This window comes from Vibrio phycocola (assembly GCF_053850235.1).
In genome coordinates this window covers 526,609-542,573 of the sequence record NZ_JBSQDJ010000002.1, presented here as the reverse complement: position 1 = coordinate 542,573, position 15,965 = coordinate 526,609, and the positions used below count along the sequence as shown (strand labels likewise).

At 40.6% G+C, this 15,965-nt stretch carries 13 protein-coding genes; 6 read left to right on the top strand and 7 right to left on the bottom strand.

Annotated elements, in window-relative coordinates; translation table 11 throughout:
- The first annotated feature begins 42 nt into the window (after positions 1 to 42).
- Complete coding sequence (locus ACWU4D_RS05740) at positions 43 to 912, top strand: AraC family transcriptional regulator (protein WP_456050440.1); 870 nt, start codon at positions 43 to 45, stop codon at positions 910 to 912.
- 17 nt (positions 913 to 929) lie between these two features.
- Here ACWU4D_RS05740 and ACWU4D_RS05735 read toward each other — a convergent pair whose 3' ends face one another.
- Together ACWU4D_RS05735 and cobD are read right to left on the bottom strand one after the other, a co-directional pair.
- Complete coding sequence (locus ACWU4D_RS05735; RefSeq protein WP_456050439.1) at positions 930 to 1,844, bottom strand: EamA family transporter; 915 nt, start codon at positions 1,842 to 1,844, stop codon at positions 930 to 932.
- 196 nt (positions 1,845 to 2,040) lie between these two features.
- Positions 2,041 to 3,126: a threonine-phosphate decarboxylase CobD gene (cobD, locus tag ACWU4D_RS05730; RefSeq protein WP_456050438.1), complete on the bottom strand. Its 1,086-nt coding sequence runs from the start codon at positions 3,124 to 3,126 to the stop codon at positions 2,041 to 2,043.
- 159 nt (positions 3,127 to 3,285) lie between these two features.
- On the opposite strand from cobD, the gene cbiB reads away from it, so the two are divergent.
- Positions 3,286 to 4,251, top strand: coding sequence for an adenosylcobinamide-phosphate synthase CbiB (gene cbiB, locus ACWU4D_RS05725; protein ID WP_456050437.1), 966 nt, complete (start codon positions 3,286 to 3,288; stop codon positions 4,249 to 4,251).
- 5 nt (positions 4,252 to 4,256) lie between these two features.
- Here cbiB and ACWU4D_RS05720 read toward each other — a convergent pair whose 3' ends face one another.
- The 3 genes from ACWU4D_RS05720 to ACWU4D_RS05710 all read right to left on the bottom strand — a co-directional run bounded on the left by ACWU4D_RS05720 (position 4,257) and on the right by ACWU4D_RS05710 (position 8,657).
- Positions 4,257 to 4,988: a DUF3108 domain-containing protein gene (locus ACWU4D_RS05720; RefSeq protein WP_456050436.1), complete on the bottom strand. Its 732-nt coding sequence runs from the start codon at positions 4,986 to 4,988 to the stop codon at positions 4,257 to 4,259.
- Between the two features lie 181 nt (positions 4,989 to 5,169).
- Positions 5,170 to 6,711 carry a DUF3360 family protein gene (locus tag ACWU4D_RS05715; protein WP_456050435.1) on the bottom strand — a complete coding sequence of 514 codons (1,542 nt, stop codon included), beginning with the start codon at positions 6,709 to 6,711 and terminating at the stop codon, positions 5,170 to 5,172.
- 305 nt (positions 6,712 to 7,016) lie between these two features.
- The gene (locus ACWU4D_RS05710; protein ID WP_456050434.1) at positions 7,017 to 8,657 is read right to left on the bottom strand and encodes a DUF2813 domain-containing protein; all 1,641 of its coding nucleotides are present in this window, start codon (positions 8,655 to 8,657) and stop codon (positions 7,017 to 7,019) included.
- Positions 8,658 to 8,885: 228 nt separating this feature from the next.
- Here ACWU4D_RS05710 and ACWU4D_RS05705 point away from each other — a divergent pair, with 228 nt between their 5' ends.
- Positions 8,886 to 10,556, top strand: coding sequence for a bifunctional metallophosphatase/5'-nucleotidase (locus tag ACWU4D_RS05705; protein ID WP_456050433.1), 1,671 nt, complete (start codon positions 8,886 to 8,888; stop codon positions 10,554 to 10,556).
- 296 nt (positions 10,557 to 10,852) lie between these two features.
- Complete coding sequence (locus ACWU4D_RS05700; RefSeq protein WP_456050432.1) at positions 10,853 to 12,091, top strand: sensor domain-containing diguanylate cyclase; 1,239 nt, start codon at positions 10,853 to 10,855, stop codon at positions 12,089 to 12,091.
- Between the two features lie 84 nt (positions 12,092 to 12,175).
- On the opposite strand, the gene ACWU4D_RS05695 is transcribed toward ACWU4D_RS05700, so the two are convergent.
- Both ACWU4D_RS05695 and ACWU4D_RS05690 read right to left on the bottom strand, forming a co-directional pair.
- Positions 12,176 to 12,742 carry a PhnA domain-containing protein gene (locus ACWU4D_RS05695; RefSeq protein WP_456050431.1) on the bottom strand — a complete coding sequence of 189 codons (567 nt, stop codon included), beginning with the start codon at positions 12,740 to 12,742 and terminating at the stop codon, positions 12,176 to 12,178.
- An 82-nt stretch (positions 12,743 to 12,824) separates the two neighbouring features.
- Positions 12,825 to 13,622, bottom strand: a complete 798-nt coding sequence (locus ACWU4D_RS05690) for a M48 family metallopeptidase (protein ID WP_456050430.1) — start codon at positions 13,620 to 13,622, stop codon at positions 12,825 to 12,827.
- A 143-nt stretch (positions 13,623 to 13,765) separates the two neighbouring features.
- On the opposite strand from ACWU4D_RS05690, the gene ACWU4D_RS05685 reads away from it, so the two are divergent.
- Together ACWU4D_RS05685 and ACWU4D_RS05680 are read left to right on the top strand one after the other, a co-directional pair.
- Complete coding sequence (locus ACWU4D_RS05685; protein ID WP_456050429.1) at positions 13,766 to 14,194, top strand: hotdog fold thioesterase; 429 nt, start codon at positions 13,766 to 13,768, stop codon at positions 14,192 to 14,194.
- 101 nt (positions 14,195 to 14,295) lie between these two features.
- Positions 14,296 to 15,951 (top strand): SgrR family transcriptional regulator, encoded by a 1,656-nt coding sequence (locus ACWU4D_RS05680; protein WP_456050428.1) that lies wholly within the window; start codon positions 14,296 to 14,298, stop codon positions 15,949 to 15,951.
- Positions 15,952 to 15,965 lie beyond the last annotated feature (14 nt).

Below are 15,965 nucleotides of genomic sequence, written 5' to 3'. Positions count from 1 at the left end.
TATATGCTTACTAATATGTCCATTTATGCTAATAGTAAAACGATGAATACACTGCACCAATCGAGAATTAATGATGTTCTGTTTTATATACACCAAGACATTACTCGAGACTTGTCCGCTCAAGCCTTGTCAAAAGTCGCGGCTTATTCAGAGCAACATTTTCATCGAACCTTTAAATTGGTGGTGGGTGAGTCGGTGCATCAATATATTCGGAGAATTCGAATGGAATATGCCGCCAATCAGTTTATGTTTGATCCGCAAACGCCAGTCATAGATATTGTGACCAAAAGTGGGTTTAGTTCAGCGTCGTCATTTAATCGTGCGTTTAAAGCCACCTTTGGCCTTTCTCCGCGAGATTGGCGCAAACACGATCTAAATATTTCAGACAAACCGTATTTAAAAGATAAAGAAATAGCGTTGGGGTATCAACGAGTTGCTAAGCAGCAACTACCGACTCCCAAAATTCAGGAAGTTGAACCACGGAAAGCCGCGTATGTACGCCACACTGGTTACAATCGTTCGATTACAAATGCATGGCGGTTATTAAACGCATGGGCGAATAAGGAAGGACGAGACTTTACCGTTCAATATGGATTGCATCACTCGAACCCTGCATGGGTTGAATTAGATGAATGTCGTTACGTCGCGTGTATTGAAATAGAAGAGCCGATAAAACTGCATGGCATCGTTAACCAGCTCGTCATTCCTGGAGGTTTGCACGCCGTATTTACGTTGAATGGCGTATATGGCGATTTACTTCCCCAACTAAGTAAAATCTTAGAACAGTGGCTACCAAGTTCCGGATTTAAACTGCGTTCAACGCCCGCTTACGTTCACTACCACAAAAACCATTTCTTGAACGAGCAAGAAGAGTTTGAATTAGAGTTTTACTTGCCTATAGGCTTCTTTTAACTCACGTTTCATTAATTTTAATTTGAAGAGGCATCTAGCTTGCTATGCCTGTTTGCAATCAACCGTTTCCCGAAGACATTAAATGTTAATCCAATGGCAATGACTGAGACACCAACGCCTTGTAACAGAGTTAAATGTTCATCCAAAATAATCATGGCACTAAACAAACCAAATACAGGGACAAGCAGAGATAATGGTGCGACTAATGAAGTTTCGTAGCGGCTCAACAAATAGCTCCACCCACCATACCCAACGATGGTTGCAAGGATCGAAAGGTATCCAATAGCAAAGATATTATGCCATTCAATATGAATCAAAGAATCCATGATCAACGTCGGGCCTTCAAAGATAAATGAGCTGATGAAAAACGAAATAGCCGGAACGGGGGCGCTCCATATAATCAGAGCCATTGTTGGCACATTATAGTTTTTCATGATCACTTTGTTGGTGATGTTACCCATAGACCAAAAGGAAGCAGCACCAATAACTAACAGCAAAGTAAACCAAGTTAAGCTTGCTTTGGTTTCTCCTTGCGCCGAAGCAAGTATGTAGATTCCAATCGCAGCGATAAACATCGCGATGACGTTATGAGGCTTAATCGTTTCTTTTAGAACAACAACCCCCATAAGCAGAGTAATAAAGGCTTGAGCTTGGAGTAATAATGACGCTAAGCCTGCCGCCATTCCGATCTTCATTGCCCAGAATAGCAACGCAAATTGCCCAAAACAGATGGTAATACCGTATAAAAACAGCCAGCGATAAGGAATATCTGGGCGCTTGATAAAGAATATAGCGGGGAGGGCGACTATAACAAATCGCATACCTGCCAATAGCAACGGTGGAAAGCCTTGCAAGCCCACTTTAATAACGACGAAATTAATGCCCCAAAGCATTACGATTACGAGCGCTAAAATACGATCACGCAGAGTCACTTAATAATCCTTAATAAATCGAAATGCTGGGAATATCTTATCGATGTGCTCAATAAAATGATGACAATTAGAAATGATAGAATCACAATTGTGGAGAATGCCGTATTTATTAAAATCTAGCAATAATTACATTAAGTTTAGCGTTAACTTAGGATGTTATCGCTAAACAATAGTCAATCACTAGTCGATTATAATGCTAGCTGGCTAACGCCACAGTTAGTGCTTTAACTAAGCGTTGATTATCTGAATGTGACTTTATCGCGACGCGGTAATAGTGGTTGTCGAGCCCTGGGTAGTTAGCACAACTGCGGATAAGAATACCGTGCTGCATCAGTAAGTCCTGCAAATCAAGCAAAGCATTGTGACATCGAAAAAAGAGATAGTTGGCGGTACTTGGCCAAACTTCTAACTGACTAAATGTATTGAGCTGGCTATAAAGATAACGATATTCATCTTTTAACCAATCATGGGTGCGATGTTGGTAGTCGTGACAATCAAACACCGTTTCGCCTGCAATCACTGCAAAAGCGTTAATGCTCCAAGGCTCGCGCTGCGAGTGAATGGCTTCGATTAAAGCGGTGTTTGAGGAAACCATATATCCTAGGCGAATGCCTGGAATCGCATAGAATTTGGTTAACGATTGCAATACCGTTAAGTTTGGGTACTCATTTATCCAACCAATCGCAGATTGCATATCAGGCGAAAAGTCGATGAATGATTCGTCTAGCAACACCGCAACATTCAAGGATAAACATTTTTCGAGTATGCGTGTTAATAGGGATTGAGGAATTAAAGCACCGGTTGGATTATTAGGTGAACACAAGACTAACGCGTCTAAACCCTGATGCAATTCATTGAGAATCGACTCGTTAATGATGAATTTTTGATCGTAAGTAAGTTGGTAAGTTACTATTGATGCGTCATTTAACGTTAAGGCGCGTCGGTATTCAGCAAACGTCGGCTCTACGAGTAGCGCGCATTGAGGGTTAATGTGTTTTACCCAAAGATAGATAAGTTCCGTTGCTCCATTTCCTGCGAGAACCTGTTCTGGTGCACAATGGGTCGCAAGTGCGATGGTTTTGTGGAGGTTAACGTAATCTATGTCTGGATACAAATGAGCGTCATCGAGTTTATTAACAATTGCTTGCTTTAATTCAGCGGGCATCCCTAAAGGATTAATGTTGGCACTAAAATCTACGATATCTTGTGTCTCGAAGCCATATTGCTCGGCTTTTTCGCGTACATTTCCACCGTGTTGGCCACTTTTCATACTATGGTTCATATCAATCTAATTAATCTAAAAATCCGCGCCTGAGTTTAACAGAATGATGTTATAAAACGACAATGATGTAACTTTTTTACTCACTATCTCGTTGTAATTTATCGAGAGTCGCACCAAAATACCCTGTTCTTCTTTGTAACCGGAATTATTGTAAGCAACATGATGACACTTGGGCTGATTATTTTTGCGTATTTATTAGATCGTTTTATTGGCGATCCACCAAGTTGGCCGCACCCAATTCGTTGGATTGGCTCGCTGATATCGAAACTCGAACGCTGGATTCGGAGCCGTTGCCACACCGAGCGTCATTTGTATATCGGTGGGTTTGTTCTTTGGTTTGTAACGGTTGGACTGACATGGTCAGCAACTTGGCTTTTGATAGTATTCAGTTATCAGGTAACGATTTGGTTTGGCGTTGTTGTTCAAATTTGGCTCGCACTCACAGTATTGGCGAGTCGAAGTCTTAATGACGCAGCGATTGAAGTCTATCAAGCTTTGAAATACGGGTCATTGGAGGAGAGTCGAACGAAATTATCGTATATCGTCGGCAGAGATACGACAAACTTGGATCGGAAGCAGATTCAGCGTGCAGTAGTGGAAACGGTTGCAGAGAACACCGTAGATGGTGTCATTGCGCCGCTGTTCTATTTATTTATTGGTGGCATTCCGCTTGCTATGGCTTATAAAGCGGTGAACACCCTAGACTCGATGGTAGGGTATAAAAACGATAAATACGCCCAGATGGGGTTTGTGTCGGCTAAAGTTGATGATGTCGCAAACTGGCTTCCCGCACGTTTAAGTTATTTCTTTCTTTCCTTAGCTGCCTATTCTATGAAACTTGATTACAGTGCTGCTTTGAAGGTTGGGTATAGAGATAGAAATAACCATAAGAGCCCAAATTGTGCATGGTCTGAAGGCGCTGTCGCCGGAGCATTAGGAGTTCGTTTAGGTGGGCCAAATGTGTATTTTGGTCAAACGGTTGAAAAGCCATGGATTGGAGATGGGTGTCGCGACATCGATATTGAAGATATTAGAACGACAAATCAATTGATGTATCGTTCTTCGACAGTCGCGTTGGGCGCCTTTGCTCTAGTGCTTTTAATAGTGACTTATCTTTGCTCGTAAATTCATTATTTTAAATAATAGTTGGTAAGTTCACCGGTGAGATTAACAATTTTACGCTCGTAATAGAATTTAACCATTTGCATATCCAAATCAGGAGCGTACCAAATCGACAATGCTCGATTTTTAACTTGAGTTTGTTCTATACGAAAGGTTTTAAATTCCCCGAATTTGGTTTCTATTATCTCTTCATCTTTCACTTCAAAAAAGTGATGGTCAATCCCATCAGAGGTTTGCATGTAGAAGTCGAACGCTTTTTGGCCATTCATTAAACCAGCTCTAACTTGTAGAAACATCGCGTTGAGTTCAGTAATTGGACCTTTTTTGGTTTCATAAAACGAGGTCTTACCTTCGAACTCTACTGTTGAACTGAGAGAATCATCGCTGATTTTTGCCTTAACTCTTTTAGTGTCAAATCCTTTTGTTTTGCGATCTAAACTTATCGCCTTAAACCATTGCTTATCTTCTTGCCATAATGCCGTTGAGTTTTGGAAGCCGCTCAAGTTCAAAAATAAAAAGGAGAGGTCGGCCGATAAACTAAGGTAATACCGATTGTTATTATGTCGTTCATCACGATCGATCTTACCGATTTTGATACCACTATACGAGACTTCATAAACGAAATGCTTATGAGTGGACTTTGCGACATCTGTGGTTTCTTTAACAGTTTGCTCATCCGCATAGGATAAGTGGCTAAATGCGGCAATTAAGATTAGTAACTTAAAGATGAGTTTAATCATTCAGTTCTCAATATAAATTCGTGTTTCAATTTTTCGCAGTGGTAAGAGTATACCGTATTGAAATGTATTACGCATAAAAGTCGTATCAAGGTATTTTGAGGGTATAAAAAAACCATGTGAACAAAGTCCACATGGCTTAACGTGATAATAAACAGATTCTAGTTCGTGTCTGGTTTAAATCTTATAGCCAGGCTTTGAGACCGTAATCAGCCTCTAGCATACCAACGGCAAGCATCGCTAATAGACAAATCACTAATACACCACCAGGGATAATGACTTTATCAACGAAAGATAGACGCTCAGCACGAGATTTATCACCAATTAGTCCGTTGTTATCAAGGAACATTGTGATTGCCCAAGCAAGTACTGGATTAACTACCGCACTACCAAAGATACAGATACCTGCTGCTTGAGATGATGTTGATGACTTAATCATCTGCATACCAGCTTCAAGTAGAGGAAGGAATACACCAACTAAAAGTGCAATGCGCATTACTGGAGGCCATACAGCAACATCCATTGGGAAGCCTAGGATCGCGATTGCAATTACAAGCACACCAAGAATGATGGCTCCGCCTGGAATTGGACGCTTGGCGATTGCGGCAGGAATCATGTAAGTACCCCAAGATGAGGTTATGTTACAACCACCAAGAGACGTACCTACCATTTGACGGATTGAACACATGGTCATGGTGTCATCAACATCCATAAGCACTTTTTCAGTCTTTTTAGGGTAGTTCAGTTCTTGGAAAATACGGTGACCAAGGAAATCTGGAGACCACATTGCCACAGCAAGAATTGCAAATGGGATCGATGCAATCATATGAGATAGGTTTGGTAAGCCAAGCATCCAACCTTGTTCAGTGCTTCCCCACCAGTAAACTGGGCTTAGGTGAGGTAAGCCGGTTTGAGTTTCAATCACTAGATCGAAACTTGCACCGCAAACCAATGCAATCGCAAGTCCAACCATGGCACAGATTGGTATTGCTAACCAACGCATGTTGATTTTCGCCAAATACGCGTAAAGTGCGATATTGGTAACCAAGACAATAAGTCCGATATACCCCATGCTACCAGCAACGACATCTGCGCTTTCTAGGCCCATAGCCCAGTTTTGGATAGACGTTATTTGACTGATGGTGCCGGTAAAACCGAGATAGATTAACAAACCACCGGCGGTTCCTTCGGAGGTGAGGTTAACTAACTTGGATCCTCCTTTAAAATAACTAAGGATTAAACCAAATACCCCAAGAAGTATCGCGAGCGCTAGTGGGTGAGCGCCAGCAAGAGCAATCGAACCGATAAGTGGAATCATCGGGCCATGGTTACCCGCTAAGTTTGCTCTTGGGTTAATAAAACCAGATGCGAGAACACAGAATAAAAGCGCTGGAATTAACATTTCAACTCGAGCGACTTCGATTGCAAACTCTTTACCAAGTTGAACATGATCCCATGCTTGAGTTAGCCCTTCAGCCCAAGACATCGAGACAGCCGAATACATTGCGATAATACCAATCGTACCCGCAACGGCTGGAACTAAATCTTCCAGTTCAAAACGAAAGTCACGTCCAGGAAGGTTCAGCCCGTAACGGCGTGGCTTCATTATTTGAAGTTCGTTGTTTAGATAGTCAGCGCGGGTTTCAAATTCAGATGAAGGACGGTGAAGCTCTTGATAGCTTTTAGTCTCAATATCTGATTGCCCTTGATTTAACTTACCTGGCATAGGTTCCTCGTTATAAAAAAGTTAATAATTCTGTTTGTCTATTGCTCACATTACGGAAAAATATCTTGAATAACACCCAACATTTCGCCGCAAAGAGCACAAATTTAGCTGACAGAAAGAAAACGTCAATAAGTGGCGAGTTTAACGTGCTTAAGACGATATATGATTGATCTTGATCAGTTAATTAATATTACTGTAATTTAACAACATTTACTATGAGCTTATGTGCGTAACGTGTCGACGTGGTAAGTAACATCAAATATGACCGGGTATTTGGTTGGTTGTTGATAAACCTAACAATTATGTTAAGTGTTGCCATGAGCAAGCATGATGACCCTTTTGATAGTCCAACGTAATAAAATAGGTATTTTAGTTACACCTTGCTCTTCGCTGTATTTTGTTATTGCCAATGCGAGATCAGGTTTAGCGAATTTTTTTAACACTTTCGCTACGACTTTTTTTGGTGGTATAGGGTGGTCAAGAGGAATTCGAATGATTGACTTAAAAAATTCTTCATAGCCGTGGTTATATAAATAGTGCTCAATATCTCTGTCGGGTAGCTCTGTAAGTCGGTGACGTTCTTGTTCAATACCGAGTTGACTTCGGGCTGTTGCCGAATATTTTTTACCAGCGGGGTCACCATCGGTAACGACATGCCAATCAATGCCAAAGGTTTTCGCGACTTTGATTAGTGACTTAAGACCCGACTGAGCAAACTCGATAATTTGTACTCCCTCGGCAGCAAGGTTATAACCACATTGGCGAGAAAGCTCGTTGAACAGCCAAACTTCTGTTTCACCTTCAACAAGCAACCAACAACGTGCAAATAGGGCACTTGGCCGATGAAAGCGTACATGAAAGCTTACACGGCGTAATTCGTCGTGTGAAAGAGCGTTTGTGGATAATGATAGCGCGTTGGTACGGTCTGAATTTCGAATCAAACGACGAATCGAATAAATAGGTACTGAAGCCAGTAAATCACCACTATTAGTGGTGAGGATTTTCTGCATCGGTAGCATCTGGATAAGATTCCATGCTCTCGCTAAATGGGTTGGATGTAGCCTGCCTTCTGGATCTTCTAAAATTAGGATCGGTCTAGCTGTGCGTCTTAATTCATTTGGCCCCATCGCCTGTAGATAGGCATTAAGTAAACCCATAAATAGCATTTTTGTCTGTTTACTGTGCGGCTTCGCTAAAAATTGAGCAAATGAGGTTTGTGTCGTCGAGCCGCTAGAGCCCAAGTTTGTCCGTTCATATCGCGGATTACGTCGGATATGATCTTTGTGTGAAAAGTAGTGCTCAACTAATGACGTCATCGAGTTTATGCTACTGCGTATCTCACCTTTATTTACATGCCCAGGCGTAGCTAAGAGTCGACGGTATGTATTGTTTATACGTCGTTCAATTTTTGCATTCTTACGATTGGTGTAGTTGCTATCAAACGTACGTTCAAAACGGCGCGAATCTTTAAGGTGAATGACAGGATGAAGTGAGCATAATTCTAGAGCGAATTTTTCTATAGAATGAAAGTTAAGGGGCTGCCCACTAGAATCCAGAAAACCGTAGTTAGTGGTCACATTAAAGTCATCTCTTGACGCACTCACTCGATAAATAAGGCTAGCTTCTTCTCTTTTCGCATTATTTTGCCAAAGAGGTTTGAGTTTTCTATATCGCCCAGAATTACGTTCTTTCTGACTTGTTGATGAAAATCGAAGAATTATCTGAAGGTGCTGGGTCTGTGGAAGTGCAATAGCATAATCAACATGGAAATCTTGAACTGTAAATTGGTAAAGTGTTGAGTTCGACGGCAGGGCAATATTAAGTGCTTCTAACAATGAAGATTTACCCCAAGTATTCTCACCAATTAAAGTCGTTAATTGCTCGAAATCTAACGATAAACGACGAATTCCGCGAAAACCTGCGATCTCTATATGTTCAAGTTGCATATTCTCATCCTTTGTACTAAAAGATATTCATAGTCGTTAGTGACGATTGTTAAAAGTTGATATACCCTCACTATAAGCAAAAAATTCCGATTATCCAGCATGTTAGACATAGAAAGTGATAGGCGTTGATATATCAATATGTACGCAGTCTTGCTCCAGTTATTGGTTAGGCAAGTAACAATAAAATGACCTACTATTATATTTTTAAGGTAAAACAGATTTGATCTTATGACACCTCATTCCCCATGCAGCATTACTATCGCCCATATCAATGATACTCACTCTTATTTTGAACCAACCCAGGTTACTTATGAAGCACTCGTATCTGACGAAATAGTGAAGGCTCAACCATCACAGTTAAGTATTGGTGGGTATGCGCGAATCAAAACTAGAGTTGATCAATTAAAAGAAACTGCGGCTTTAGCCAAGCGTCAGTTTTTATTTCTTCACGCAGGCGATTGTTTTCAGGGGACTCTGTATTTTTCTCTGTTTCGAGGGCGAGCTAATGCTGACTTACTTAATCGCCTCAACATTGACGCTATGGTGGTGGGAAATCACGAATTAGATTTGGGCAATAGCGTATTAGCCGAATTTGCTAACAATATTGATTTTAAATTATTAGCGGGTAACTGGGATCTAACAGCAGAAGATAACAATAAGCCAGTACGTTTATCTAACAATCCAAAAGTCTTGAGTTATTGCCCAGTATTACAATGTGCCAATTATATGACCATCCTTTGCGATGGAGAGAAAATAGCAATATTTGGTCTTAGTCATAATTTAATGGGCGATATTTCCAATCCTGATTCCGATACTCCCTTTGTCGATGCTTATATTACAGCTCAAAATACCATTGATGAAATACAACGAAAAGGCATTAACAAAATTATTGTGTTGAGCCATTTAGGCTATGAAGGTGATAAAAAGCTGGCGAAACAATGTAATGGAATCAGTTTGATTATCGGAGGACATAATCATGTACTTCAAGGTGATTTTCAATGGCTAGGGCTGCCGTATCATGACGATTATGGTATTGAAATTAATGGAACGCGAATCGTTCAAAGCGGGTGTAACTCGATTGGTTTAGGGCATTGTCATATTGACTTTAATGCCGATGGTTCAATAGCTAATTTCAATGGCAAAAATGAATTATTGGTTGGTGAATGCAATTTAAATACTCCGACCCAAGAGACGTTAGTAAATCTTCCTGGTGTTTGTTATACAAAGAAAGATGACGATATACACCAACACCTTTTGGCAACGTATACGAATCAAGTTCGTGAGTTGGAAGCTAAGAGAATCGCGTATTTTCCAAAAAAATTGCGTCATGTACGAGTCCCCGACCAACAAGGTGACAGCGAAATAGCGCCATTGGTCGCGAAATCGTTTCGCCATACTTTGAACGAATTGGGCATGGCGACAGACTTCGCAATCCATAACTCTGGAGGTGTTCGCTGTTCAATCGAAAGTGGAGATATTACTTGTGCTGATATAAGCGGTAAGTTATTGCCATATACCATCCCAATTGGCCGATATCAGGTAACCGGTAAAATATTGGCTCAGATATTGGAAGGTGCAATTAATAATGCGCTTAATAATAGTGTAACTGGTACGGGGGAAGGGAGTTATCCATATTGCGATGGACTTCGTTTCGACTATATCAAGGAAAATCCGATAAATGAACGCATCATAAATTTAGAATGCAATAGAAACAGTAAATGGGAAAAAGTAATAGAAACAGAGTATTACTATGGTAGTTCCTCACTTTATACAATGAGCGGGAAAGAAGGTTATCAAGCGATTCATAATACAGCAAAGCCGAATTTCATTTCGAACGTTAGTATGGCCGATGCATTTATAAGTTGGTTAAAAATATCTAATTATTCTGTGTGCAAATAGAATTAATCCTAACGTCTTTATATTGGTATGTACTTTGCATAATAAAATATGTGACAAGCTGTGAGGTACTTTAAATTATGAATCGTATATTAAACCGAGACTGGATTGATTTATTTGTTGTTATTGGATGGATAATGGTTTGGACATTATTAGCTTTCTTTTATCCATTAGCCGATATCGTGATTAATTAAGATCACGTTTATGTATAAACACCGATATAAATTTAGCAGAGTGATCATTCATAACATATAGTTTAAAGAGTTGTGGCGTCTATTAATAGAATGAGCTCTTTGGTTATGGATCAAGTTAACTTTAAAAAATACCAACACGTACTAACAGAAATAATGAGTGGCGAATTTCAATATGAGCCAGACAATTCTAACGAACACACCCAAGAACAACGTAATTTTGAAGCCGAATTAGCGAATTTGGCTCGGTGGGTTAAAAAAGAACTCGATCAGTCAAGGTTAATAAACAATACTCTCGCAGAAATTATTGGCGGTATGACGTTGGATGAAGTGTTGACCCTGACATTTGATAATTTCAAAACGATCATTCCTTTTGACCGCATTGGTTGCTCGCTGGTATCAAAAGATGGGACTAGCCTGAGCCAATATTGGGTCCGAACTAAGTACGAACCTTCATTTAAGGCAAGTGATAGCTTTTCGGTTCCTATTGAAGAAACAAGTCTGGGAGAATTAGCAAACCAAAAGCAACCCCGTATCATTAATGACTTAGCATTATATGGGCTAGAAAACCCGAATTCAGTCATGACCAGAATGATGTTAAATGAAGGGGTTCAATCCAGCTTAACATGCCCTCTAAATGTAGATTCTAAGTTGGTTGGCTTCTTGTTTTTCTCGAGTCGAACTCCTAATACTTACAAGAATGTACACCAAGAGTTTTTCGTTGCCGTTTCGAGAAGTATTGCACTGCTAGTGTGTAAAGGGCATATGTACGAAACAGTAAAGAACTTGAATGAACAACTCAATACAGCACTGGAACAAGTCAAATTACAATCGTGCTATGACTCACTAACCGAAGTATACCATCGTGGTGTTGTTATGGAGTTTCTCACCAAGATACTCCGTGCCACAGCAAGAAGTCATTCTCCCGTTTCCGTTATTATGCTCGATCTAGACTATTTTAAAGCGGTCAATGATATTCACGGTCACCAAACCGGCGATATAGTTCTTAAGAAAGTCGCTCAAACAGTAACGGAGTGTTTGCGTGATTCTGACTGCTTTGGGCGTTATGGTGGAGAAGAGTTTTTAATTATTATTCCTGAAGCGGACCGTTCAGGTGCTTTTATCGTGGCAGAGCGTATTCGTCATCAGATATCTCACCTCAGTTTTGTGGGTTCCAAAGACAATTTTAGTGTTACGGTCAGTATGGGAATAGCAGTATCACAGGATAAGAAAGTCGTTAAGAGCGAGTCGGCATTGATCGAAGAAGCGGATAAAGCCTTGTACCAAGCGAAGCGCACAGGACGAAATCGAGTAGTATTATTTGATGAGATTCTTTCACAAAAATAAACTATATTTCAAAAGAATAACTTACTCACCAAAAGAGAAGGGAGCCATTATAAGGCTCCCTAATTGATTTCGATTTTGTATTTCTTATTTCTTACGACAATATTCCGCAATCAAGTACATTGATTGTCCGTTAGCTTTGCCAGAAATAAGTTTTGGATCATCGCTGAGGCTAATGCCACGAACGACTGTGCCTTGCTTGATGACCTGAGAAGAACCTTTGACTGGAAGGTCTTTTATTACTGTTACGTCGTCACCTTTTTTAAGCTCAACGCCGTTTACGTCACGTGGTTTTTCTTCATCATCGTCCATGCCGATTTCAGCCCATTTCGCCACATCTTCTTCCATGTACATCATGTCGAGCAAATCGGTCGCCCAAGCTTCGCTTTGTGAAAGAAGCTTAAGTTGACGCCATGCCATAACCTGAACTGGTGGCACTTGACTCCACATGCTGTCATTCAGGCAGCGCCAGTGGTTTGCGTCAACCGGTGTAGTCTCTTCAATTTGGTCGCGACAGGTTTGACAAATCATCACCGCGTGATCGACAGTAACCGAAGAGTGAGGAGTGACAACAAAAGGCGTTAATGACGAATCAGCAGAACAGAGTTCGCAAGTGGATTGGCAGCGTTCAAGTAGAGTAGCTTCAGTAGACATATAACATTTGACCTTAAGAGTTAATTTAAGGGCGTATTATCCACTATACGCCCAGAAATTAAAGGGTTTTGATAAGGTAATCTTATATTTGAATTGTGCCACAGTTTGGCTTTGTCACTTGACTGGCCGGTAAGGTTCTTATCTTATCATTGAGATCATTAATTCGAGTCGAATGTGATGGGTGCGTCGAAAGAAGCTCGGGCTGCTGTTGACCATTCGATGCCGCGCTCATGTTTTTCCAAAGCTGAACACTGGCATTAGGATCGAATCCTGATTTTGCCATAAGCTCTAGTCCTATAATATCGGCTTCAGACTCTTGACTGCGTCCGTAAGGTAAGACAACTCCGACTTGAACACCAACGCCTAGTGCTGCCATCGCGACATTATGATATTGAGAATATTGACTTGTACCGATGACAAGTGAACTGATTTGAAGTCCGGTTGATGCCAGTGAGGTTTGAGACATACGTTCGTTGCCGTGAGAGGCGATAACGTGTGCAATTTCGTGCCCAATCACAGTTGCAAGCTGGTCGGCCGTTTTTGCTGTTTTCAATAACCCTGTATAGACACCAATTTTGCCGCCCGGTAACGCAAAGGCGTTAATTTGATCGCTATCAAAAACAACGATTTCCCATTCGCTGAAGCCAGTTTTGGTTACATTTTGTGTTACTGCATCCGAAACACATTGGACATATTTATTTATACGCGGATCGTTATTTACGGCTTGAGACTTTTTCATCTCCTCAAATGACTGCGCGCCGAGCGTGTTCATCTGGCTATCGGAAAATAAAAGTATCTGATTTCTTCCAGTAGGTGAGGCGCTACATCCTACTAACACGGATGCCAGTAGGATCGAGAGTGTCCGAGTTTTCCAATTCATCTAAATGTTCCTTTGAAGGTTAAAAACAAACAATGCTTTGCCTGCTGGAATCGAATCAATTAATGTAATGTCTAATTCTACTATATGTCTAAAAACGTTCTTTGTTACTAATAATATTTCTTATTGCTATGAGTGTCACTAATATGAAAATTTGGAAAAAAAATATCGATCTCGAAACCTTGAACGCGACTTCAGTGAATACGCTTATAGAACACCTTGGAATCGTATATAGCGAGTATAGTGAGAACAGTCTTACTGCAACCATGCCAGTTTGTTCTTTTACACATCAGCCATTTGGTTTGTTGCACGGCGGGGCATCGGTTGTTCTTGCTGAAACGCTGGGGTCTGTTGCGGCAAACTTTTGTGTTTCAGAGCAATATTACGGTGTCGGTTTGGATATTAATGCCAATCATATACGTGCTGTTCGAGAAGGGTACGTCACTGGTGTTGCTTCGCCAGTGCATTTAGGTGCGACAACGCAAGTCTGGCAAATAGCAATTTCAGATGAGCGTGATCGTTTAGTTTGTACCAGTCGACTCACTGTCGCTATCATGAAACAGCGAATTAAATAGCACGTCAATTCAGGATTATTTTATAAAGCTACACAATATCTATGGATGTGTTTAAAATGAGGAAATGTTCGTTAATTAGTACATGAGAAGTTTTCCTCTTTATGAGTAGTCAGCGTTTACGAGTCCAATTTGAAACCTTGTTTGAACACTTTCACGGAGCTGATGTGAATGTTCAAATAGAAGAAATTACTGATATTTTTTCTTGTACCCGCCGTAACGCTAGGATGGTCTTGAATAAACTTGAAGAGCAGGGGTGGATAGAATGGCATCCGTCTGCAGGCCGCGGTAAATCATCACAGTTAGTTTTTAAGCAAAGTCGAGATGAAATAAGTCATCATCTTGCTCGGCGCTATTTAGAAGATGGCAACTATGCTTCAGCATTAACCGTTTTAAAGTCTGATTCGTCAGAGCTGGATCAAGTTCTACTTGATTATTTTGGTGTTCATATTGATGACGAACTACCTATTGCACGTTTCCCCTATTTCAAACCTGTAGCAACGCTCGACCCTATCAAAGCGCGATCTCGAATGGAACAACAACTGATAGGGCAAGTATTTAATGGATTGGTAAAATATGACGTAAATTTGGGTGTTAAAGCAGATCTGGCATATAAGTGGGAAGCAATTTCAAATACACATTGGCGTTTCTATTTACGTACAGGGGTGTACTTTCACAACGGTCAACGCTTAGACAGTTCTCATGTTGCTCTCTGTATATTAGATTTACGTCGTTTTTCGTTTTACAGTCATATCGACGATGTCACTGTAGTTTCTGATAATATTGTAGATATATTGCTGACATCACCAGACATTCATCTAGATAGAGCATTGGCTGAAACTTGTGCAAAAATTCGGTTGTTGCGACACGAAACGATCGATGAGTCAAAAGTCACCACATCACAGTTGATTGGTACAGGTCCGTTTAAGCTTGAAAAATATGACGACGATAAGTTGGATCTCGTTATTCATGATACCTATTTTGGCCAACGTCCTCTAATCGAGAAACTTGAAATACAAATACTTACCAATGCGCCATTCGCGTTGACTTACCCTTCGTTCGATTGCCCACGTCGTAAGAGGGAGCATAAAAATGAAGAAGCTTATTTAGACTTTGGATGCAGCTATCTAATGGTAAATCAACGTTCGGGAGTTGCTCAAGATAACGATTGGGCGCGTTATTTAGCTACGAAGTTAAATTCGTCTGCTATTTTCCGAGAGATTTCCGAATCCTTAATGGTTAATTACCACTTATTACCCGCTTATGGAATGAAGTCTGGATGGTATCATACGAACCAAACATCGGATGTGGTACCACCGAAATCGAACAACACAATTACCTTGGCTTACTGTGAAAGACACCCTTATTTTCATTACTACGTTGATGCGATTATCGCCATATTGGCAACGGATAATGTTGACGTTGAAGTGGTTAGTATTCGTGATCATATCGAGGGTGGTCACGACGTCGATGTCGTTTTAGATTCAATAGACCTAATTGATAACAATATCGATTCGTTAGTGAGTTGGTTATTTAACTCATCCCACTTAGAACAGTTTTGCACACCAGAGCAATTTACATATCCATATTCATTGTTTGAACAGTGGCGTATCGGTGATGTTATGGACTTCCCAGTCAAATCGTTAAGTAAATGGTTTATTCAACATCATCACATTATCCCACTATCACACCAGTGGCTAGGTTGTGAAGAAAATTCTTATCAGCATCATATACCGTTAAATGACGCACTTGCAGTGTAAATTACTTGTTTATC